The organism is Streptomyces sp. NPDC090442 (genome assembly GCF_044769405.1).
GTDB lineage: Bacteria > Actinomycetota > Actinomycetes > Streptomycetales > Streptomycetaceae > Streptomyces.
The window spans coordinates 20,471-40,017 of the sequence record NZ_JBIVXW010000006.1; the positions used below are offsets into that span (position 1 = coordinate 20,471).

21 protein-coding genes and 1 pseudogene are annotated in these 19,547 nt (G+C 74.1%); 12 read left to right on the plus strand and 10 right to left on the minus strand.

Annotated features, from left to right (window positions below; genetic code table 11):
* Nucleotides 1–17 precede the first annotated feature (17 nt).
* Nucleotides 18–371, minus strand: coding sequence for a hypothetical protein (locus tag ACIQU6_RS06630; protein ID WP_403480525.1), 354 nt, complete (start codon nt 369–371; stop codon nt 18–20).
* Between the two features lie 177 nt (nt 372–548).
* Here ACIQU6_RS06630 and ACIQU6_RS06635 point away from each other — a divergent pair, with 177 nt between their 5' ends.
* Both ACIQU6_RS06635 and ACIQU6_RS06640 read left to right on the plus strand, forming a co-directional pair.
* Complete coding sequence (locus ACIQU6_RS06635; protein ID WP_403480526.1) at nt 549–1,145, plus strand: AAA family ATPase; 597 nt, start codon at nt 549–551, stop codon at nt 1,143–1,145.
* A gap of 228 nt (nt 1,146–1,373) precedes the next feature.
* Complete coding sequence (locus ACIQU6_RS06640) at nt 1,374–2,051, plus strand: ribonuclease H (protein WP_403480527.1); 678 nt, start codon at nt 1,374–1,376, stop codon at nt 2,049–2,051.
* A gap of 54 nt (nt 2,052–2,105) precedes the next feature.
* Here the strand turns inward: ACIQU6_RS06640 and ACIQU6_RS06645 are convergent, their stop codons facing one another.
* The 3 genes from ACIQU6_RS06645 to ACIQU6_RS06655 form a co-directional block, all read right to left on the minus strand.
* Nucleotides 2,106–2,657 carry a sigma factor-like helix-turn-helix DNA-binding protein gene (locus ACIQU6_RS06645; protein ID WP_403480528.1) on the minus strand — a complete coding sequence of 184 codons (552 nt, stop codon included), beginning with the start codon at nt 2,655–2,657 and terminating at the stop codon, nt 2,106–2,108.
* Complete coding sequence (locus tag ACIQU6_RS06650; protein WP_403480529.1) at nt 2,654–3,916, minus strand: helix-turn-helix domain-containing protein; 1,263 nt, start codon at nt 3,914–3,916, stop codon at nt 2,654–2,656. The genes ACIQU6_RS06645 and ACIQU6_RS06650 overlap by 4 nt, the downstream gene beginning before the upstream one ends.
* Nucleotides 3,917–4,160: 244 nt before the next feature.
* A complete protein-coding gene (locus ACIQU6_RS06655; RefSeq protein ID WP_403480530.1) occupies nt 4,161–4,322 on the minus strand; it encodes a hypothetical protein in 162 nt (53 codons plus the stop codon).
* Nucleotides 4,323–4,767: 445 nt separating this feature from the next.
* Here ACIQU6_RS06655 and ACIQU6_RS06660 point away from each other — a divergent pair, with 445 nt between their 5' ends.
* Nucleotides 4,768–5,199 carry a protein phosphatase gene (locus ACIQU6_RS06660; RefSeq protein WP_403480531.1) on the plus strand — a complete coding sequence of 144 codons (432 nt, stop codon included), beginning with the start codon at nt 4,768–4,770 and terminating at the stop codon, nt 5,197–5,199.
* Between the two features lie 277 nt (nt 5,200–5,476).
* On the opposite strand, the gene ACIQU6_RS06665 is transcribed toward ACIQU6_RS06660, so the two are convergent.
* The 5 genes from ACIQU6_RS06665 to ACIQU6_RS06685 all read right to left on the minus strand — a co-directional run bounded on the left by ACIQU6_RS06665 (nt 5,477) and on the right by ACIQU6_RS06685 (nt 10,087).
* Nucleotides 5,477–5,764: a hypothetical protein gene (locus ACIQU6_RS06665; protein WP_403480532.1), complete on the minus strand. Its 288-nt coding sequence runs from the start codon at nt 5,762–5,764 to the stop codon at nt 5,477–5,479.
* Nucleotides 5,761–6,477 (minus strand): HNH endonuclease family protein, encoded by a 717-nt coding sequence (locus ACIQU6_RS06670; RefSeq protein WP_403480656.1) that lies wholly within the window; start codon nt 6,475–6,477, stop codon nt 5,761–5,763. The genes ACIQU6_RS06665 and ACIQU6_RS06670 overlap by 4 nt, the downstream gene beginning before the upstream one ends.
* 439 nt (nt 6,478–6,916) lie before the next feature.
* A complete protein-coding gene (locus ACIQU6_RS06675) occupies nt 6,917–7,933 on the minus strand; it encodes a DUF418 domain-containing protein (protein WP_403480533.1) in 1,017 nt (338 codons plus the stop codon).
* 88 nt (nt 7,934–8,021) lie between these two features.
* Nucleotides 8,022–8,687, minus strand: coding sequence for a response regulator (locus tag ACIQU6_RS06680; RefSeq protein ID WP_403480657.1), 666 nt, complete (start codon nt 8,685–8,687; stop codon nt 8,022–8,024).
* Nucleotides 8,688–8,770: 83 nt separating this feature from the next.
* Nucleotides 8,771–10,087: a sensor histidine kinase gene (locus tag ACIQU6_RS06685; protein WP_403480534.1), complete on the minus strand. Its 1,317-nt coding sequence runs from the start codon at nt 10,085–10,087 to the stop codon at nt 8,771–8,773.
* Nucleotides 10,088–10,537: 450 nt separating this feature from the next.
* On the opposite strand from ACIQU6_RS06685, the gene ACIQU6_RS06690 reads away from it, so the two are divergent.
* A complete protein-coding gene (locus ACIQU6_RS06690; RefSeq protein ID WP_403480535.1) occupies nt 10,538–11,050 on the plus strand; it encodes an NUDIX hydrolase in 513 nt (170 codons plus the stop codon).
* Between the two features lie 65 nt (nt 11,051–11,115).
* Here the strand turns inward: ACIQU6_RS06690 and ACIQU6_RS06695 are convergent, their stop codons facing one another.
* On the minus strand, nt 11,116–12,540 hold the full coding sequence (locus tag ACIQU6_RS06695) for a PLP-dependent aminotransferase family protein (protein WP_403480536.1): 1,425 nt from the start codon (nt 12,538–12,540) through the stop codon (nt 11,116–11,118).
* Nucleotides 12,541–12,780: 240 nt separating this feature from the next.
* Between ACIQU6_RS06695 and ACIQU6_RS06700 the strand changes: the two genes are divergently transcribed.
* From ACIQU6_RS06700 to ACIQU6_RS06735, 8 genes and pseudogenes are all read left to right on the plus strand, one after another.
* Nucleotides 12,781–13,206, plus strand: coding sequence for a carboxymuconolactone decarboxylase family protein (locus tag ACIQU6_RS06700; protein WP_403480658.1), 426 nt, complete (start codon nt 12,781–12,783; stop codon nt 13,204–13,206).
* Nucleotides 13,207–13,313: 107 nt separating this feature from the next.
* Nucleotides 13,314–14,030, plus strand: a complete 717-nt coding sequence (locus tag ACIQU6_RS06705) for an N-acyl homoserine lactonase family protein (protein WP_403480537.1) — start codon at nt 13,314–13,316, stop codon at nt 14,028–14,030.
* A gap of 95 nt (nt 14,031–14,125) precedes the next feature.
* The gene (locus ACIQU6_RS06710) at nt 14,126–14,845 is read left to right on the plus strand and encodes a C39 family peptidase (protein WP_403480538.1); all 720 of its coding nucleotides are present in this window, start codon (nt 14,126–14,128) and stop codon (nt 14,843–14,845) included.
* A gap of 168 nt (nt 14,846–15,013) precedes the next feature.
* A pseudogene (locus ACIQU6_RS06715) lies at nt 15,014–15,253 on the plus strand (MarR family transcriptional regulator); the annotation flags it as partial.
* Between the two features lie 118 nt (nt 15,254–15,371).
* Nucleotides 15,372–16,025, plus strand: a complete 654-nt coding sequence (locus ACIQU6_RS06720) for a class I SAM-dependent methyltransferase (protein ID WP_403480539.1) — start codon at nt 15,372–15,374, stop codon at nt 16,023–16,025.
* A 201-nt stretch (nt 16,026–16,226) separates the two neighbouring features.
* On the plus strand, nt 16,227–16,469 hold the full coding sequence (locus tag ACIQU6_RS06725) for a hypothetical protein (RefSeq protein WP_403480540.1): 243 nt from the start codon (nt 16,227–16,229) through the stop codon (nt 16,467–16,469).
* A 233-nt stretch (nt 16,470–16,702) separates the two neighbouring features.
* Complete coding sequence (locus ACIQU6_RS06730; protein WP_403480541.1) at nt 16,703–18,352, plus strand: APC family permease; 1,650 nt, start codon at nt 16,703–16,705, stop codon at nt 18,350–18,352.
* 414 nt (nt 18,353–18,766) lie between these two features.
* Nucleotides 18,767–19,525: a class I SAM-dependent methyltransferase gene (locus ACIQU6_RS06735; RefSeq protein WP_403480659.1), complete on the plus strand. Its 759-nt coding sequence runs from the start codon at nt 18,767–18,769 to the stop codon at nt 19,523–19,525.
* The last annotated feature ends 22 nt before the right edge of the window (nt 19,526–19,547 follow it).

Sequence of the window (19,547 nt, forward strand, 5' to 3'; positions counted from 1 at the left end):
ACGCCGGCCCGGCACGACTACTGCGGGTCGCCCGCACCCTCCGTCGCCCCCGACGGCATCCGATCGCGCAGGACCGCCTCCACCGCGTCCGGGTCGTCGGGGGTGAGAAACGGCCGGACGTAGCGGCCGAGATCGAGGATCAGCGCGGTGGACTTGGACATCCGCCCCGGGTCCAGGCTCGCCCAGTACCGCGGGTGGCCGGTGCCCCAGATGCGGCCCTGGCCGGTCAGCATCCCCATCTCCACCCGGCGCACCGAGCGGATCGCGGTGTACGGGACGGTCTTGGTCCCCCACGGGAAGTAGTAGCCGCGGATCCGCAGCCCGTCCTGGGCACAGGTGATCCAGCGGTCCTGGTAGTAGGTGGTCGTCATGTCCGCCGTCCTCCCTTCGAAGGCGGTCAGCCTCCGGACCTGGTAACAGGAGCATACGGAGCGGGGTAACGGGAGGGACAGTTGGGACCCGGGCATCAGGGGTCCGGCCGGTCGCGCGCGCTCACGGTGGCGGAAAACCGGAGGCGCAGGAGGACCGCGGCCGCCACCATGGACTCCATGACCGCGAACGTCCCCGACACCCCCGCCGCCCGCCTCGCACCCCAAGGCCCCTGGCTGGCGCCCGGAGTTGTGGTGATCACCGGCATCCAGGCCGCCGGCAAGTCCACCGTCGCCCAGGCCCTCGCCGAGCGGCTGCCCAAGGCGGTGCACCTGCGCGGTGACGGCTTCCGGCGGAACATCGTCCGCGGCCAGGTCGGCATGGCCCCGGACGCGGGCGAGGAGGCCCACGCCCAACTCCGGCTGCGGCACCGGCTGACGGCCCTCTGCGCCGACGAGTACGCCCGGGCCGGCTTCACCGTCATCGTCCAGGACATCCTCCTCGGCGAGCACCTGGCCCGGATGACCTCCGACATCTCGACCCGCCCGCTCGCCGTCGTCGCCCTGCTGCCCACCCCGGAGGCGGTCGCGGCGCGCGAGGCCGGCCGCCCCAAGACCGCCTACGGACCGGACTGGTCCGTCCGCGACCTGGACGCCCTGATCCGGACGGAGACCCCCCGCAACCTGGGCCTGTGGCTGGACACCTCGCGCCAGACCGTACCGGAGACGGTGGACACCGTCCTGGCCCGCGCCTGGACCGAGGGCTCCGTGGCCTGAACACCGGGCCAGGAGCCCGAACTCCCCCGGACGGGACCGGTGTTGCCCTGCCGCTCCTGGGGCTCGTCGGTCCGGAGGCGACTGCTCCGGTCGGCGCCGTGGACGATCCATGCGCGGTCGCGGTGAGCCGACGCCACCGGCCAGGACGCGCGGCCACACTCCGTGCCCGCACCGTCACCCCGATCCGCGCATGCGGGGCGACCGGCCCCGAGATGGCATGATCGGAGGATGTCCGATCGCATCATCGCTGCCTGTGACGGGGCCAGCAAAGGAAACCCGGGACCCGCCGCCTGGGCGTGGGTCACCGCCGACGCCGAGGAGCACCCCACCCGCTGGGAGGCCGGCCCGCTGGGCTCGACGACCAACAACGTCGCCGAGCTGACGGCCCTGGCCGAGCTGCTGGAGGCCACCGACCCGGCACGGCCGCTGGAGGTCCGGATGGACTCCCAGTACGCGATGAACGCGGTGACCAAGTGGATCGCCGGCTGGAAGCGGAACGGCTGGCTGACCGCGGCCAAGAAGCCGGTCGCCAACCGGGAGCTGGTGATGCGGATCGACGCACTGCTGGACGGCCGCCCGGTCGAGTTCCGGTACGTCCCGGCGCACCAGGTGGACGGCGACCCGCTGAACGCCATCGCCGACCAGGCCGCCAGCGACTCCGCCACGTCCCAGCAGGCCGCCGGCACCTCCCACGGCACCCCGACCGTCCCGGCCCCGCGCGCCGAGGCGATGGAGCGCCCGGGCGCCGCCAAGAAGTCGGCCAGGCCCGCGCGCCGCGCGCGGACGGGCGGCGCCACCATCAAGGCCAAGTACGCCGGGCGGTGCGGCGGTTGCCGCGGCGCCTACGAGGCCGGCACCCAGGTCGCCAAGGGACCGAACGGCTGGGGCCACCCGGATTGCCGCTGACCCGCGGCGCGACGCCGCACGGGACGGCGTGCCGCAGGGGCCCCACCGCACGGTTCAGGTGCACGGGACCCCGCGCACGGCGACCGGGGCACCGCTCGCCGCCGGACCCGCCACGCTCCCCGGCCGGGCCCGACCGCGCCCCGCCGCCAGGGCGTAGCGGACCCGGCTGACCTCCTCCCCCATCACCTCGGCCGCCTCCGCCACCGAGTAGCCGAGCACCTCGTGCAGGACGAACGCGTCGTACTCCAGGGCGGGTTGGCGTAACCCGGAGTCGTCCCGGTTACGCAACGCCGCCCCCTCCGGGGCGGGGCCGGGGGACCGGCGCCGCTGCCGGATGCGGGTGCGCACCAGCAGCCAGGCGCAGGTCGCCGGGTTGGGTCGGCGGACGATGTCGGCCCACCGGATGGCGACCTCACCCATCGCCTCGCCCACCATCCGGGAGGCGGCCGGCTCCCCGGCATGGGCCAGGGCGTAGCCGAGGTAGCGCGCGCAGTGCAGGGCGTAGAACGCCTCGAAGGCGGGCGGCAGGGCGACCGCCGGCGGGGCCGCGGGCGCCGCGCGCCGGGCCGCCTTCTGGGCCGGCACGCGGGTGGGGGCCGGCGTCATCCGAACGCCTCGGCGCGCGGGGTGTGCCGTTCCGGCACCAACCCGCAGGTGACCGGGGCGAGTTGGGCGAGCCGCGCGTGGTCCCAGAGCGGACGGATGTCGTCCGGGCGGCCGTGCAGCGCGCCGACGACCGTGCCGACGGTCTCCCAGTCCGACACCAGGGAGCCGGACAGCAGACCGGTGAACTCCCCCTCCGTCAGCACGTTTCCGCTGGAGGTGCAGATCTGCACGGGGTCCGGGCAGGCCGCCGAGAGGTAGAGCCCGCGCAGCGCGGCGTGCAGACTGCCGGCCCGGGCCGGGCGCCGCCCGTTGGCCGCGTCCCAGAGGGGGCGCATGGCCTCCGGGTCACCGCCGCAGGCGAGGGCCATCCGGCGGGTGACCTTCCAGGAGGGACTGCGCTCGCCGGAGAGGATCCGGGAGACGTAGGAGGCGCTCACCCGCGCCTCGTCCGCCAGCGCCCGGAGGGTCTTGTCGCCGACGCGCTGGAGGTGGGACAGCGCCGAGGCCAGCGCGCTGTGCGGGTCCTGACCCGACGCCCCGCCGTCCACTCCGGCCACCCCCTGCCCCCTCCCTCGATCCATCCCGTGCCCCGCTCCGTGATCCACTCCGTGGTCCGCTCTTCCTCCGCCTTCGCCGGCGCTCTCGCCCTCCGGGCAGCCGCGGCGGTGCGGGCCCGGACGCACGGCGGTGGGCCGACGCCGCTCGACATCCGTACGGGAGACGGGCATCGGCGGGTCGGGGCGGGCGGCGGCCAGCGGGTCCGACCGGACCGTCAGCGGCGGGACCGCCGGGGTGGCGGCGAGCAGCGCCGCCCGCCGCTCGCGCCGCTGGGTCAGCTTCCGGCTGATCCGCTCCCGGGTGTACGTCCGCCCGATCTTGTCCACCCCTACGTGCAACGCCTCGGCGATGACCGCGCCCCGGTGGCCTCGGTCCCGGGCCTGCTGCACCACGGCGGCGGTGACGCACTCCAGGTCGCTGTTGAGGTCAACGACCTGCCGGAGACCGGCCAGTGCGTCACCGTCGCGTATCTGGGTCCGGAGGACGGCGATCCGGCAGGCCATGTCGTCGGCGACCTGGAGGGCCTCCTCGTCGTGGGCCCTGATGTCCGGCGTCCGCCGGGAACTGCGGATCTTGCGGAAGGCCCGGCCGCAGGCGTCGCTGCAGTACTTCCGGCGCCGGCCAGGACCGGACCCGCTCTCCACTTCATTGGGGCAACCGGCCCTCGCACAGGGGACCGGTCCGGAATCCTTAGGAGACATGAGCTGTAATCCTTCTGGGGGCAGTTGCCACCGTGAACTCGCCGCGGAAATGGGCGATGTGCGGTCTACCGGGCCGGCATCGGGGCCGGACCCCGCGGCCGTTCGGCATCGCGGCACGACCCCGGCACCGGGCCGGGTGGTCCGCCGCGGCGCCGGAAGGGCTCCGGCACCACGGCGGACCCAGGTCTCGGACCACCGTCCGAGCGCGTCATCCCGAGAACGGGCAGCTCCCCGCCGCGCCCCGTCAGCCGGCGCGTCGGTGCTGGTGGCGGAGCCGGGGCCGACCGACGCCGGCCAGTGCGAGCAGCGCGACGGCGGGCAGCCAGCGGGCGTCGGCACCGTGCACCAGGACGTTTCCCAGGTACGGAATCGCGAGGAACGCGCCCAGCGGAACGGCGAGTTGCACATCGCACCGGATGGCGAACCGGGCCCGGAACGGGGCGTCAACACGGGCGTTGACCGGGAAGTCACGCCGGTTTCCGGTTTCAACCGGGCCCCTGCGAGGGATGTTAGCTTCGTATCGCTTCAACTGGGGCTCCTTCAGGTTCCAGTGGAATGTTCGGTCAGGGGGCATCGATTCCTCCTCGATCGAGACGAGATGCGCATGAGTGGCCCTGGCTCCGGTTCCCGCCTTGCCAGGGCCACCCTCGTGTTCCGGGACCGTACATCGTCACAGAAGTCATCCACCAACGCTACGGTCGGTTAATGGCACGATTGCGATTGCCGATATCTTCCCAGTTGCGAATCCCGTGCGTCCCGCAACGCGCCCCGGCATGCGCCCTCCGATCCGGTGCCCGCCGCGATGCCCCCACTCCCCACCAACTCCCCCTCTCCCGACCTAGGGTGAGCGGATGCCGGAAACCTGGAACGCCACCTCTCCCGGGGTCCTGCGGCTGCCCTCCGGTCGCCTGATCCGCGGCCGCGGCCTGCGCCACCCGCTCCCCGACGGCCCCCAACCGACCTACGGCGTCTACCTCCTGGGCCGACAGCCACCCGAAGTCCCCTGGGAATCCATGTGGTTGCGCTGGCCCGACTTCCGCCTGCCGAGCAACCGCGAGGAGGCCCACCAGGCACTGGCCGCGGCATGGGAACGGGCGGCGGAGGAACGCGTCGAACTCGCCTGCGGCGGCGGCCGCGGCCGCACCGGCACGGCCCTGGCCTGCCTGGCCGTCCTGGACGGCGTCCCGGCCGCGGACGCGGTGGGGTTCGTCCGCCGCCACTACGATCGGCACGCGGTGGAAACCCCCTGGCAGAAACGGTACGTCCGCAACTTCCCGGCCTGACGGCAAGGGGAGGCGGCCCCTTCATCTCCTCTCCCTCCACCTCCCCCGCCAACTCCCCCTCGATCGATCTTCTTCGCGGGTGCGAAGGAGGGGGCGTTGTCAGTGGCCGCTGGTATCCCTGAGGACGTGGAGAACTTACGCAGCACATCCGCGGAGGGCGCCGGAGGAGGGCCCGCCCAGGGCAGCGGACGGGAAAAGTTTCGGCGCCGCCCCGGTCGGAGCGGCGCCGGACGCGGGCGCACGGCCGAGCGGCCGAACTCCCTTAGCGGACAGGGGACTAGGGCGCGGCGCCGGGCACATACGCGGCACCCTCGGTGCGCACGGCGTCGAGCACCGCCCGGTGGAGCGCGGCGATGCCCGTCGGCGGGATGCGTACCGGACCGCCTTCGAGGTCGTAGCGGTCCTCGGCGCCGGTGTAGTGGATGACGACGGCGGCCGTGCCGTCACCCAGGTCGGTGGTGGTGACGGTCAGGTCGCCGGTGATGACGCCGACCTGAACCGTCATCGCACCGCCGGGACCGGCCGTGACCCGGTCGGTGAGCCGGTCGCGATCGGGGGTGGTCACCGCTCGCAGGTGTCCAGCATCTCGCCGAGTTTCGCCTTCTCCGGCTCGGTGACGTTCAGGTGGTAGAGGTGTTTGACGTCGGTCCAGGCGCGGGCGTAGGTGCACCAGTAGGCGTGCCGCGGCGGGGCCCACTGGTCCGGGGACTGGTCCCCCTTCTGCCGGTTGGAGCTGGCCGACACGGCGATCAGTTGGGAGTGCACGAGGTCGTTGGCGAACGCCCGGCGCTCGGGGGTGGTCCAGTCGTCGGCACCGGAACGCCAGGCGTTGGCCAGCGGCACGATGTGGTCGATGTCGAGCTGACCGGAGACGTGGAAGACCTTCGCGTCGTACTCGCTGAACCACGTCCCGGCGATGGCCCGGCACTTCTCGTCCTGCTGGACGTTCTCGCCGTCCCGGGCGAGGACCACCTCGCGGGTGTCGCACTCCCCGTGCTGCTTGATCCAGTGCGGGAACTTCGCGCGGCTGTAGCCGTTCATCGAGTGCGGTGTCGCGACGTGCAGACCGGCGAGTTCGGTCCGCACCACGCCGACGGCCGGCGGCTTTGGAAGCCCGCTGTGCGGCTCGACGAACGTCGTGCCGGCGGGCCGTGCCTCCTGCGCCGGGGCGGGAGGCGGGGCGGGGTCGGCTATGGCGGTGGAGGAGGCGGCCGGGAGAACTGCTGCGGTGATCAGGGCTGTTGTCGTGGCTGCGCGGCGCCACCAGGCTTTGGTCAACACGCAGAGAGCCTCACCCGCCGAAACGATTCCGCAGTCCGGCCTTCACTCCTTTGTGCAGACCTTCGGCATCCGGCGCCCGGTCAGGAGCCGGGCGAGTATAAGAAGCGGGCGCAGGGTGAGGCAGGGGCCAACGAGACCCGTGTGGTGGGTGGTGATGGTCGGCGGATGGCGGCACCAGAGTTCCGGGGCTCCCCCGATGTTCCGGGGGAGCCCGGTACCGTCCGCTGCGGTCCCGGAAGACGGTGGGAGCGCGTCGTCGTTACGGGGACATGCCCCCGCCCGCTGGTTGCACCGGGAGCGCGGGAGACTCCGGCAGCGTCGGGAACGTTGGGGCCCCGCACGGCTGCGGCAGGTCGTCGCCTGCCGCAGCCACGCCGTGCCGTGCCGTGCCGCGTCGCGTCGCGTCGCGTCGCGTCGACGGGCAACGTCCTTGAGATCAGCGGCGGTTGGGGACGCGTTCCCACCAGGTGACGCAGCGCAGGCACCACTCCGCCGGGCCGTAGCGGAAGCGGGCCAGCCACCAACGGCTCGCCAGCGCCTGAACGGTGAGGATGGCCAGTGCCAACGCCATGGCGGTGCCCCAGTGGAGGGAGTGGCGCAGGCCGAGTACCGGTGCGGCCGCGACGACGAGGAGGGTCGCGGTCAGGTAGTTGGTGAGCGCCATGCGGCCGAGCGGTTCGAGGACCGCGGAGAGCGCCGGGCCGAGCGGGGTGCGCAGCAGCAGGAGCAGGGCGACCGCGTAGGCGACGGCGGCCAGGAGGCCGGCGCCCGCGGCGATCCGGGTGGCGTGCGCATCGGCGGGGTCGGTGGCGTGCTGCCACCAGACCGCGGCCGCCGCGACGGGCGCGGCCACCGCGAGTACCGCGGCGAGCCGCCCGGTGCGGTGGTCCAGGGCGCGCGGGACGCCGAGGCGGGCGACCGCGAGGCCGAGCAGGAACAGGCCCGGGATGGTGACGAGCCCGCCCGAGGCGAGCGTCACGGAGGCGACGGTGAGGCCGACGCCGCCCACCAGGACGACCGGGGTGGGCAGCCAGGTGGCGGGCAGCAGCACGAGCAACCCGAAGACCGCGTACGGGGTGAGCGCCTCGCCGGGGTGGAGGAGTTGGTGCGCCGCCCCGAGGAGGCCGAGGGCGACCAGGCGCCGTACGAGGAGCAGTCGCGGCCGGTCCGAGCGGCGGGCGGCGCCGTCGAGGAAGAGCGCGAAGCTGATCCCGAAGAGGAAGGAGAAGATCGGGAAGAAGCGTTCCTGGACGGTGAGGTCCAGGAACGCGCGGACCGGGTGCAGGACGCCGGGCCGCGGCCCGAAGAGCATGTCGGTGATCTGCGGGATGTTGACCAGGAGGATGCCGCACAGCGCGAAGCCGCGGAGGGCGTCGAGGGCGCGGATGCGGTGCGCGCCGGGCGTCGGCGTCCGGGCCGGTGCGGGCGGCGTTGCGGTGGTGGACTGCTGCATGCCCCCACGGTCGGTCGGCGGGGGTGTCCCGGGCCTCTGCCGTTCGGCCAGAGCTGCCCCGCGGCCCTCGGCCGATCGGCCGAGGCGGTCAGCGGGACCGCACCGCGCCCGTTTCCCAGGCCCAGGCGGCGATCTCGACCCGGTTGCGGACGCCCAGCTTGGTCTGGATGCTGCCGAGGTGCGTCTTCACGGTGCCGAGGGAGACATAGAGCTCCTGGCAGATCTCCTGGTTGGTGCGTCCCCGCGCCACCAGCCGGGCGACGTCCATCTCCCGTTCGGTGAGCGGCCCTTGGAACCCTTCGGACCCTTGGGGCCGGTGGAGGCGCCCGGCGTCGTCCGTGGCGCCGGCGGCGGTGCCGGGGTGCGGCCCCAGCCGTTCCAGGAGCCGTACCGTCACCGACGGGGAGACCAGCGCGTCGCCGCGGGCGGCGGCCCGGACGGCCTCCACCAGGAGGCCGGGGCCGGCGTCCTTGAGGAGGAAGCCGCAGGCGCCGCCCTGGAGGGCGCCGTAGACGTAGTCGTCCTGGTCGAAGGTGGTCACCACCACGACCCGCAGGGGGTCGACGGCGTCCGGTCCGGCGAGGGCCCGGGTGACGTCCAGGCCGTCCAGCTTGGGCATCCGGATGTCCACCAGGCAGACGTCGGGCCGCAGCCGCCGGGCGACCTCCACACAGGCCGCGCCGTCGGCGACCTCGGCGATGACCTCGATGTCCGGTTGGGCGTCGAGGATCAGTTGGAAGCCGGTGCGGACCATCTCCTGGTCGTCGGCGATGAGGACGCGGGTCGCGCGGGCCCGGTGCGCAGGCTCCGGCTCGGGCGGGGAGGTGGGGGAAGCGCTCACGGCTCCGATCGTGTCACGCTACCGCCGGCGTCCGGCCCGTCACCGGCGTCGGGGGCGTCACCGGTAGCGGAGGCATCACCGGTGTCCGGGCTGTCGCCGGCGCCCGTCCCCCCGGCGGGCCCCTGGCCCAGTACGGGGAACGACGCGGTGAGCTGCCAGCCGCCCTCCGGCGTCGGCCCGGCGGTCAGCGCACCGCCCACCGCCTCGGCGCGCTCGCGCAGCCCGACCAGCCCGAAGCCGCCGCGGCCGCCGGCGGGCGCGGTGGCGCCCCGCTCGCCCGACGGGCCGTTGCGCACCTCAACGGTCAACTGCGACTGCGGGCTTGGGAGGGCGGCGCGAATGGCGACCGTCGTCGCCCCGGGCGCGTGCCGGCGCACGTTGGTCAGCGCCTCCTGCACCGCGCGCTGGACGGAGGTCTCGACCTCGGGGGCGAGGCGGGCGCGGCGGGCGTCGGCGGCGATCCGGACCGTGACGTCCGGGCCGCCGCGCCGCGAGAAGTCGGCGGCCAGTTCGGCGAGCGTGGCGTACAGCTCGCCGGGGCGCACCCCGCGGCCCTCGTCCTCGCGCAGTACCCGCACCAGGCGGCGCATCGAGTCCAGCGTCTCCAGCCCCGCCCGCTCGATGCCGCACAGCATCGCGTCGACCTGCTCGGGGGCGGTGGCACGGATCGTCCGGGCGGCCTGGGCCTGGACGACGATGCCGGTCACGTGGTGGGCCACGAAGTCGTGCAGATCGCGGGCGAGTTCCAGCCGTTCGCCCTGGCGGACGGCGGCGACGGCGCGGGCCCGGCGGGCGTCCAGGGCGCGCAGGTAGACACCCAGGCCGAGCACGGCGCCGACGGCGAGAGTGAGGACGAAGGCGTAGTTGACGAGGTCCCCGTAGTACCGCATCCGCAGCGGGCCCCCGACGACGGCGGTGCCGAGCGCGACGCACAGGACGACGGCCGCGCGCGGCGGTTCGGCCCGCCGGGCGGTGACCAGGAGGATGCCCAACAGCGCCACGGACTCCGGCAGGCCCCACGTCCCGGCCGCGCTCCGGGTGGGCAGGGCGACGAGCGCGAGGGTCACCGCCCACGAGCCGGCCGCCGCGAGCGCGGCGCGGCGCGGCACCGTCAGCCGCCGGTGGGGCACCAGCAACAGCGCCGCGAAGAACGGCGCGGTGGCGAGCGGGACGAAGTCCGCGACGGTGTGCGGGTATCCGGTCAGCGGCTGGACGCTCGCCCAGTCGGCGAGCCAGAACAGGACGAGCAGCAGGGACAGCGCGCCGGTGGCCGTCCACCGGGCGCGGCGCGGAAGGGGTGCGTGAGGTTCCACTCCGGCAGGTTACGGAAGCGACGGCCCGCAACGGCTCAGCCGAACGGCCGACCCGCGGCCGGCCGGCAGCCATCGCGTCCGCCCCCCCCCGCAGGCGATTTCCGGACATGATCGCCGGATCTGGCTGCGGTAGCCGGACGGCCGGGCGCGATCGTCGGACGTGCTGGCCCGACCTGGCCGCTGTCGGGACAGCCAGCCGAACGAAACGGTCCGCGCCCGCCGCCACGCTCGGCACAGACAGGCCCCGGACCGAACACGGCCGGGGCCCCAGCCCCACCCCGCCCCCAATGAGCCGCGGACGACGCCCCGTTCCGCGGCGGCGAGGCGGCGGTCGCCGACCGAGTTCGGCCGGATCGGTGGAGGTGACCAGCAGTTATGCGCGAAGGTGGGGAAGACGGTTCCCGGCCCGGTCCGGGGTGGGCCGCTTCACGGAGTCGAAAGAGGGACGGGATGGACAGCGGGACGGGCATGGGCACGGGCGCGGTGACCAGCCGGCAGCGCGGTGACCGACCGCCGCAGGCGCAGGCCGCGTTCGGGGTCGGCGTGATCGTGCTGGATGCGGACGGACGGGTGCTGCTCGGCCGGCACCGGGCGGGGACGTGGGAACTGCCCGGCGGCAAGGTCGACCCGGGCGAGGGCGTACGGTCCGCCGCGGCCCGCGAACTGCGCGAGGAGACCGGGCTGCACGCCGAGCCGGACGACGTCCGGGTCTTCACGATGCTGCACGACGACGTCCACGGTCTGCACCGCATCACGATGGCGGCCCTCGTCACCCGCCACGAGGGGACGCCGTACGCGGCGGAGCCGGAGCTGGTGAGCGCGTGGGAGTGGCACTCCCCGACCGCGCTGCCCGGCCCGTTGTTCACGCCGTCGGCGCAGGTACTCGCCGTGTGGCGGCCGGAGTTGGCGATCGTCGCCCCCGCGGCCCACCGCCTCGACGTACTGAGCGTGGGGATGACCTGACGGGTGAGCGGCGAGGGCCTGAGGGGGAGCGTGCCGGCGCGGGCGCATCGTGCGGGCCCGCGCGGTCATCCCTCCGCCCCGGGCGCCGGCGGGAGGGCCAGGCACAGGGTCTCCAGCGCCCCGGCGAAGGCGTGCTCCGGCGGGGTCCCGTAGCCGAGGACCAGGCCGTCCCGGGCGGGCAGCGGGCCGTCGGGGTGACGGTAGGGGGCGAGGCCGTTGACGGCCAGGCCCAGGCGGGCGGCGGCCCGGAGGGTCTCCGGCTCGGTGCCGGGCGGGAGTTCGAGGACGGCGTGCAGTCCGGCCGCGATGCCGGTGACCGTGACGTGCGGGGCGTGTGCGGCGAGAGTGGCGACCAGTTGGTCGCGACGGCGCCGGTATATCTGGCGGGTGCGGCGGAGGTGTCGGTCGTAGCCGCCGCTGGCGAGGAAGTCGGCGAAGGTGAGTTGCTCCAGGGCGCCGCACCACAGTTCGCGCGGGCCCTTGGCGGCGAGGAGGGCGTCGACGAGGTGGTCGGGCACCACCATCCAGCCGAGCCGGAGCGCGGGGGACAGGCTCTTGCTGAGCGAGCCGAGGTAGACCACCCGGTCTGGGTCGAGTCCCTGGAGGGCGCCGACCGGCTCGCGGTCGTAGCGGTACTCGCCGTCGTAGTCGTCCTCCAGCACCAGTCCGCCGGTGGTGCGCGCCCAGTCGACGACGGCGGCGCGGCGCTCGGGGTGGAGCGGGCCACCGATGGGGAACTGGTGGGCCGGGGTGAGGAGTACGGCGGCCGCGCCGGTTGCGGGCAGTGCGGAGACCTCGGCCCCGTGGTCGTCGACCGGGAGGGGAACCAGGTCCCGGCCGGCGGCGGTGAGCAGCGAGCGGTGGAAGTCCAGGCCGTAGGACTCGACGGCCACCGGGCCGCGCAGCACCGACCCGAGCAGGGACAGCGCCTGGGCCACCCCGGTGCAGATGACGATCCGGTGGGGCGCGGTGTGCACGCCCCGGGCGCGGGCGAGGTACTCGGTGAGCTGGGTGCGCAGTTCGAGCCGACCGTGCGGATCGCCCACGCCGAAGGCGTCGTTGGGGGCGGCGGCCAGGGCACGACGGGTGGCGGCCAACCAGGCGGCGCGGGGGAATTCCGCGGCGTCCGGGGAGGTGGGGGCCAGGTCGTGGGTCGGGCGCCGGGGCGGCGGCGCGGTGCGGTGGGTGCGCTGCGGCGGGAGCGGGGTGCCGCGGCGGGCCACCCGGGTGCCGGAGCCCTGCCGTGCGGTCAGCCAGCCCTCGGCGACGAGTTCGCCGTAGGCGGCGCCGACGGTGTTCGGGGCGACGGCGAGGTCCTTGGCGAGGCTGCGGTACGGGGGCAGTCGGGTGCCTGGCGCCAGCCGGCCGGAACCGATCGCCTCGCGCAGCGCGCGCATCAGCCGGTCCCGTTTGGAGCCGGGGCCGCTCAACTCCAAGTAGAGGTCGGCGCCCAGGGGCGTGACGGTCTCCGCGGGCGGCTGCTCCACCATGCCCACAACCGGCCCGTCACCGCCCTCGCTACCGCCCCCCGTTCCCACTCCCGCTCCCCCGCGCATTGCCCCAACGATCCGCCAAGGAAATGCACCATACCGTGGGGCTCATCGCCGCCTAACGTTGGCGACATGACCGCGAACGAGACAGTACAGACAAACCAGACCCGTCAGGCAGGGGGAACGACTGAGGTGGCCGCGACGGCTGACGCAGCCCAGCCGGTGCGGATACCCCAGCGCATGGACTTCCCCCGGGTCGCCCCGAAGGTCTTCAAGGCCGTGCTCGCCCTGGACACCGCGGCCCGCGAGGGCCTGGACCCGGCGCTGCTCGAACTGGTGCAGATCCGCGCCTCACAGGTCAACGGGTGCGCGTACTGCATCGATTACCACGTCGGCGACGCCCGCCGGGCCGGCGAGCGCGAGGAGCGGATCGACCAGCTCACCGCCTGGCACGACGCCAGCCTCTACACCGCGAAGGAGCGCGCCGCGCTGGCCCTCACCGAGGCGGTGACCCGGCTCCCGGAGGGCGTGCCGGACGCGGTGTACGACGAGGCCGCACGGCACTTCGGGGAGGAGGAGCTGGCGCAGTTGATCGCGCTGATCTTCACGGTGAACACCTGGAACCGGATGAACGTCACCACGCGCCGGACGCCAAGCGCACCCTGAGCCCGCCGGTCCGCACCACCGGGGAGGGGACCGGTGGTGCGGGCGCCCGACGGGCCGCGGTCGGAAAACGGCCTGCGGCGCCCGAACGGCCGGTGAATCATGGGGACATGCAGACGACCTCGACGCACCTGGCGATACATCGCCTAGACCTGGGGTACTTCGTCCGGCCGGCGGTGGAGACCGGCGGCCCGGAGCCCCGCGTGGAGCCGGCTTTGGCCTACCTGGTGGAGCACGACCGGGGCCTGCTCCTCTTCGACACCGGCATCGGCGCCGCGGACCCGGAGACCGAGGCCCACTACCGCCCCCAACGCCGCCCGCTCCAGGCCGCGTTGACCGCCGTCGGCGCGTCGCTCGCCGAGGTCTCCCTCGTCGTCAACTGCCATCTGCACTTCGACCACTGCGGCGGCAACCCGCTGCTGGCCGGAAAGCCCATCGTGGTGCAGGAGGTGGAGCTGGCCACCGCGCGCCGCGGCGACTACACCATCGACGAGCTGATCGACTTCCCCGGGGCGCGCTACGAGGAGGTCGCCGGTGAGGCCGAGATCTGGCCGGGCGTCCGGGTCGTGCCGACGCCCGGCCACACCGACGGGCACCAGTCGCTGGTCCTCCGCGGCCCCGACGGCACGGTCGTACTGGCCGGCCAGGCACACGACTTCGCCTCGCACTACGCCAGCGCCGACCTGGCCCGCCGGGCGGCCCGCGACGGCGTGGCGCCGCCGCTCCCCGCCTACTACCCCTGGATCGACCGGCTCGCCGCGTTCGACCCGCGCCGGGTGTACTTCGCCCATGACGCCTCGGTCTGGGAGCCACCGCGCACCCCGTGACCACGGGCGGTCACGGGCGGCCGCGGACCCGGCGCGGGGGCGCGCCCCGCCCCCTCCAGCCCCACCACCCCACTCCCGCGCCGATACCCTGCACCATGCCCACCAACGCCACCCACCCCACTGGCCCCATCGATCCCACTCCCCGCACCCTCATCCACCCCGTCCCCTACTACTCCCAGTGGGCCTCCCCGGAACTCGTCCCCGCGATCATCGCCGGCACCGTCCAGGCCGCCGCGGACCCCCGCTGGCCGGAATACGGGGCCAACAGCCCCGAGGAATACGCCTGGTGGTCCTGGCGGCTGTGCGGGATGGCCTGCCTGCGGATGGCCCTCGCCTTCTGGCGACACCCGGTCCCCACCGCCATGGACCTCGCCACCGCATGCCTGGACGCCGGCGCCTACGTGCGCCACGAGGACGGCCTGCACGGCTTGGTCTACGCGCCGTTCGCCTCCTACGTGGAGCGCCGCTGGGGCCTGTTGGCGCAGTCCCGCCCCGAGCTCCCCCGGGAGGAGCTCCCCGCCCTGATCGGCGCCGGCCGGCTGGTGCTGCTCTCCGTCCACCCCGCCATCCGGGACGCCGACCCCGAACCGCCGCACCGGGGCGGCCACCTGGTTCTGGCCGTCGGCGTCACCCCGGACCACGTGGTGGTCCACAACCCCTCCGGATTCCCCGGCCGTTCACAGGAGTTCGCCCACGTCGACTGGCCCACGCTGGACCGCGTATACGCCGGACGCGGGGTCGTCCTGGGGCTCCAGGACCAGACACGGCGGACCCCTCCGCCCCGGCCGTCCCACCCCAAGCCCACGCCCCCGTAAGGAAACTGGGCGATTCGCAGGGCAACCACCTCACCTCTGGTGATTGCTTGAGCAAGCAGTGACGTTACGTCCGTGATCGAACAGCGACACGAGTGACGACGCGAGGCGATACCCGACGGCCGCGTCGCCGCCGCGCCCGCCGGCGACGCGGAGGACCGGCGCTGGTGCATGGCGGTGCGGTTGCTGGGCCGGGTGGAGAAGCGCCTGGACGAGACGTTGCAGCGCCGCCGCGGCCTGCCGCTCTCGGAGTACCGGGCACTGTGCGCGCTCAGCCGCCCGGACAGCGGCCCCGCGCTGTGGATGGGCGAACTCGCCGACCGGATCGGACTGCAGGACGGCACGGTGACCCGCCTGGTCGGCCGGCTGGAGACCCGGGGGCTCGCCCACCGGGCCGCCGCCCCCGGTGACGGACGCGCGGTCGCCGCCAGCATCACCGAGGCCGGCCGGCAGCGCTACACGGAGGCCACCCCGACCTATCGGGCGGCCCTCGGCGCATCCCCAACGGACGCTCCTTTGGGACCTGGGCGTGCGCGCGGGCACGGACCCGAACGCCACCCTCGCCATCGACCTCGGCTGCGGCCCCGGAACCCAGACCCTGGCGCTGACCGGCCTCGGCTTCGCGCCGGTCGTCGCCGTGGACACCAGCGAGCCCCTCCTCGCCGAGCTGACCGCGGCCCACGCCCGTACCGGCGGCGCCCCGGACGCGATCCGCCCCCTGTGCCGGGACATCCGCGGCGCGCTCCCGGAGGCGATACCCCCGGCGTCGGTGACGGCCGTGCTGTGCAGGGGCGACACCCTGACCCACCTGCCCGCCGAGGACGACGTCAGCGGGCTGCTCCGCGACGTGGCCCGCGCGCTCCGACCGGACGGTCACTTCGTCGCGACCTATCGCGATCTGACGGCGGAACTGCACGGCACCGAGCGGTTCCTGCCAGTCCGCAGCACCGACGACCGCCTGTTGACGTGCTTCCTCGAATACGTCGACGGCGACACGGTGCTGGTCCACGACCTGCTGCACACCCACGCGGCGGCCGGCTGGGAGCTGCGCACCAGCAGCTGTCCGAGGCTGCGGCTGGCCGCGCGCTGGGTGGCCGACCGGTGCCGGGCCGCCGGCCTGGAGGTCCGGCACGACGAGGTCGGGCCGCGAGGGCTGCACGCGCTGCACGCCGTCAAGCCGTGAGGCGACGGTACCCGGTGCCGGCGTCCCCTTACGGGTGATGGTCAACTGCTCACGTTTCAAGGGAAGATGGGGTCAGCGCGTGACACGGGGCGCTGCCGCATGGCGCGGAGCCCCGCACTCGTAAGTGTCGCGCGCCGGGCCGGGCGGTCGGGCGCACCCGCCCCGCGCACCGCGGTCCACGCGAGGGAGGGCGACACCGGCATGCAGGACAGCGACGGCCCGCGGAAGTGGCACCGGCGCATCCCGTTCGGGGCGATCGGCCTGACCCTCGCGTTCACCGTCAGCATCGCCGGCATCGCCTGGGCGGTCGACCTCGACGAGACCGGCGTGGAGGTGGCACCGCCCAGCACCGACACCCACCACCCGGCCGGCTCCCCCGCCCCGCCCGCCCTCCCCCTCACGCCCGGCCCGCACTCCATCACCCCCGCCTCGCACGGCATGTGACGCACCGTCGGGCCCGGCTCCCGACGCGTGCCCCCACCGGCATATGACACACCCGGCGCGCCGCCCGCGGCAGTTGACGCCGTCGTGGTACACGGCCCCGGCGCCCCGGCGCGGCGTGTCGTTCTGCCCGCACCCGTCCTGAACTATTGGGGCAAAAGGTACGTAGGCCCGCACAGGTCACCGGGCCCGCCGTCAGCCGCCGCACCCATCGCAGCAGAACGAGGGCACGCTCCATGGAGATGCACAAGCCGACCGCACCGGCCGCCCCCAAGAACCCGGGACTGAGACGCGACATCGGGCTCATCGGGCTGATCTGGACCTCGGAGGGGTCGATCATCGGGTCCGGATGGCTGTTCGGGGCGCTGTTCGCGGCGCAGGCGGCGGGCACCGCGGCGCTGGTCTCCTGGGGCATCGGGGCCGTCGCCATCGTCATCCTGGCGTTCGTCCACGCCGAGCTGGGCGCCATGTACCCGGTCGCGGGCGGCACCGCGCGCTTCCCGCACTACGCGTTCGGCAGCGCCGCCGGCGCGTCCTTCGGCTGGTTCTCCTGGTTGCAAGCGGTCACCGTGGCGCCGATCGAGGTCATGGCGTCGCTGAACTACCTCAGCGTGCACGCCCCTTGGGTCCAGACCGGCAAGAACCATCTGACCCCGGCCGGCTACGGACTCGCCGTCGCCTTCATGGCGTTCTTCGTCCTCGTCAACTTCTTCGGCATCCGCTGGCTGGCCCACACCAACAGCGTGGCGACCTGGTGGAAGCTGGCCGTTCCGGTACTCACCATCGTGGTGATGGGCTCCGCCGTCTTCCACCAGGACAACTTCGGCTACCAGGGCTTCGCGCCGTTCGGCGTCCGCGGCATGCTCTCCGCGATCAGCACCAGTGGCATCATCTTCGCCCTCCTCGGCTTCGAGCAGGCCGACCAGTTGGCGGGCGAGAGCCGCGATCCGGCCCGGGACATCCCGCGCGCGGTCCTCGGCTCGATCCTCATCGGCGTGCTGGTGTACGTCGCGCTGCAGGTGGTGTTCATCGGGGCGCTGCCGCACACCGCGTTCGCGCACGGCGGCTGGGCCGACCTCTCGTTCAGCGGCAAGGCCGGCCCGTTCGCCGGCCTCGCCACCACCATCGGCCTGGGCTGGCTGGCCACGCTGCTCTACGTCGACGCGGTCATCTCGCCGTCCGGGACCGGCCTGATCTATGTGACGGCCACCTCCCGGATCTCCTACGGGCTGTCCCGCAACGGCTACGTCCCGGTCGTCTTCGAACGCACCACCCGGCGCGGTGTGCCGTGGTTCGGGCTGCTGGTCGCCTTCGTCATCGGGCTCGTGGTCTTCCTGCCGTTCCCCACCTGGCAGAAGCTGGTGGGCTTCGTGACCTCCGCGAGTGTGCTGATGTACGCCGGCGCCCCGCTCGCCTTCGGTTGCCTGCGCAAGCAGGACCCGGACCGGCCGCGCCCCTACCGGCTGCCCGGTGGCCTCTTCTGGGCCCCGGTGGCCTTCATTGTCGCCAACCTGATCATCTATTGGGCGGGTTGGGACACCCTGTGGCGCCTGGGCGTGGCGATCGTCCTGGGCTATCTGCTGCTCGGCGGCTCGGCGCTGCTCCGCCTCAACCCCAAGGTCCCGCACCTGGACTGGAAGCACGCGCAGTGGCTGCCGGTGTACCTGCTGGGCATGGGCGCGATCTCCTGGCAGGGCGGCTTCTGCAGCACCGGCCCGGCGTCCAGGGTCTCCTGCGGCGCGACCGACGCCCTTCCCCTGTGGTGGGACATCGCCCTGATCGCCGCGTTCAGCCTTGTCATCTACTACTGGGCGCAGGCGGTGCGGCTGCCCGACGAGGAGACGCGGGAGTACATCGGCTCGGTGGAGGTGGTGACCGGGATGTGACCACCGGGAGCCGCAACCGGACGGCAGGCTTCCACCGCCTCCCGCCGCGCACCCAGAAAGTGCCCGTGGCGCGGCCCGCATTGGGCCCGTGACGCGGTGGGGCGGGACGTGCGGGCGGCGCGCCCGGTGGCGGCGGACGGGGGTGGCCGGCGCCCACGGCTCCGGCCGGCAGACGGCCGGTGGGCCGTTGCACGCCACGGGGACGACCTGGGCGTACGCGCGGCCCTCCCCTATCGTCACCGGCAACGACCGGGCGGGGCCGGGACGAGGACGGGCTCGGGCATGAGGACGGACACCGCCACGGGCACGGGATCGGGAGGGCGGATGGGCGCGGCGGACGGGTCCGAGGGGTCGGGGCGGAACGGCCGGTCGGAGCGACGGGCAGACCGGGACCGGACGGACCGGGTGGACCGGGTGGAGCGCAACATCCGGACGGTGGAGGACGTACTCAGGCTGCTCGACGGCCTGTTCGCGCCGGAGGCGGATCGCTGGACGGCGGGCGGCGCCTCCTGGTGGGACGGCTTCTACGCGGACCGCGACCGTTCGGTGCCGTTCTTCGTGGCGAAGCCCGACGAGAACCTCGTCTCGTACCTCGACCGCGGATTGCTCACCGGCGGCCGCGCCCTGGACCTGGGCTGCGGACCGGGTCGCAATGCGCTGCATCTGGCCTCGTCGGGCTTCGAGGTGGACGCCGTGGACCTCTCGCCGGCCGCCCTCGCCTGGGCCGGGGAGCGCGCCGGCACGACCGGCGTCGCGGTCCGCTTCCACTGCGGGGACGCCTTCGCCAACCCCACCGCCCCGGACGGCACCCCGGCCGGCGAACTCGTCGGCCCGTACGACCTGATCTACGACTCCGGCTGCTTCCACCACCTGCCGCCGCACCGCCGCATCAGCTATCTCGCCCTCCTGGACCGGGCGCTGGCTCCCGGCGGCCACTTCGGCCTGAGCTGTTTCGCGGCCGGCGCGATGGGCTCCGAGCTCGCGGACGCCGACCTCTACCGCGGGTCCGGCCTGCGCGGCGGCCTCGCGTACACCCCCGAGTCGCTGCGCACGCTCTTCGCCGACCTGACCGAGGTCGAACTCCGCCGGATGCGCGACGAGCCGCCGGAATCCCCCCACTTCGGGGAGCCGTTCCTCTGGACGGCCCTCTTCCGCCGGGACGTCGCACCGTAGCCGGCCCGTGGTCACGCCACGG

Bases quoted from the DNA above. Each gene is read 5' to 3' on its own strand.
- ACIQU6_RS06630 (WP_403480525.1), bottom strand. From the start codon at position 371: ATGACGACCACCTACTACCAGGACCGCTGGATCACCTGTGCCCAGGAC.
- ACIQU6_RS06635 (WP_403480526.1), top strand. From the start codon at position 549: ATGACCGCGAACGTCCCCGACACCCCCGCCGCCCGCCTCGCACCCCAA.
- ACIQU6_RS06640 (WP_403480527.1), top strand. From the start codon at position 1,374: ATGTCCGATCGCATCATCGCTGCCTGTGACGGGGCCAGCAAAGGAAAC.
- ACIQU6_RS06645 (WP_403480528.1), bottom strand. From the start codon at position 2,657: ATGACGCCGGCCCCCACCCGCGTGCCGGCCCAGAAGGCGGCCCGGCGC.
- ACIQU6_RS06650 (WP_403480529.1), bottom strand. From the start codon at position 3,916: ATGTCTCCTAAGGATTCCGGACCGGTCCCCTGTGCGAGGGCCGGTTGC.
- ACIQU6_RS06660 (WP_403480531.1), top strand. From the start codon at position 4,768: ATGCCGGAAACCTGGAACGCCACCTCTCCCGGGGTCCTGCGGCTGCCC.
- ACIQU6_RS06675 (WP_403480533.1), bottom strand. From the start codon at position 7,933: ATGCAGCAGTCCACCACCGCAACGCCGCCCGCACCGGCCCGGACGCCG.
- ACIQU6_RS06680 (WP_403480657.1), bottom strand. From the start codon at position 8,687: ATGGTCCGCACCGGCTTCCAACTGATCCTCGACGCCCAACCGGACATC.
- ACIQU6_RS06690 (WP_403480535.1), top strand. From the start codon at position 10,538: ATGGACAGCGGGACGGGCATGGGCACGGGCGCGGTGACCAGCCGGCAG.
- ACIQU6_RS06695 (WP_403480536.1), bottom strand. From the start codon at position 12,540: ATGGTGGAGCAGCCGCCCGCGGAGACCGTCACGCCCCTGGGCGCCGAC.
- ACIQU6_RS06700 (WP_403480658.1), top strand. From the start codon at position 12,781: ATGGACTTCCCCCGGGTCGCCCCGAAGGTCTTCAAGGCCGTGCTCGCC.
- ACIQU6_RS06705 (WP_403480537.1), top strand. From the start codon at position 13,314: ATGCAGACGACCTCGACGCACCTGGCGATACATCGCCTAGACCTGGGG.
- ACIQU6_RS06710 (WP_403480538.1), top strand. From the start codon at position 14,126: ATGCCCACCAACGCCACCCACCCCACTGGCCCCATCGATCCCACTCCC.
- ACIQU6_RS06725 (WP_403480540.1), top strand. From the start codon at position 16,227: ATGCAGGACAGCGACGGCCCGCGGAAGTGGCACCGGCGCATCCCGTTC.
- ACIQU6_RS06730 (WP_403480541.1), top strand. From the start codon at position 16,703: ATGGAGATGCACAAGCCGACCGCACCGGCCGCCCCCAAGAACCCGGGA.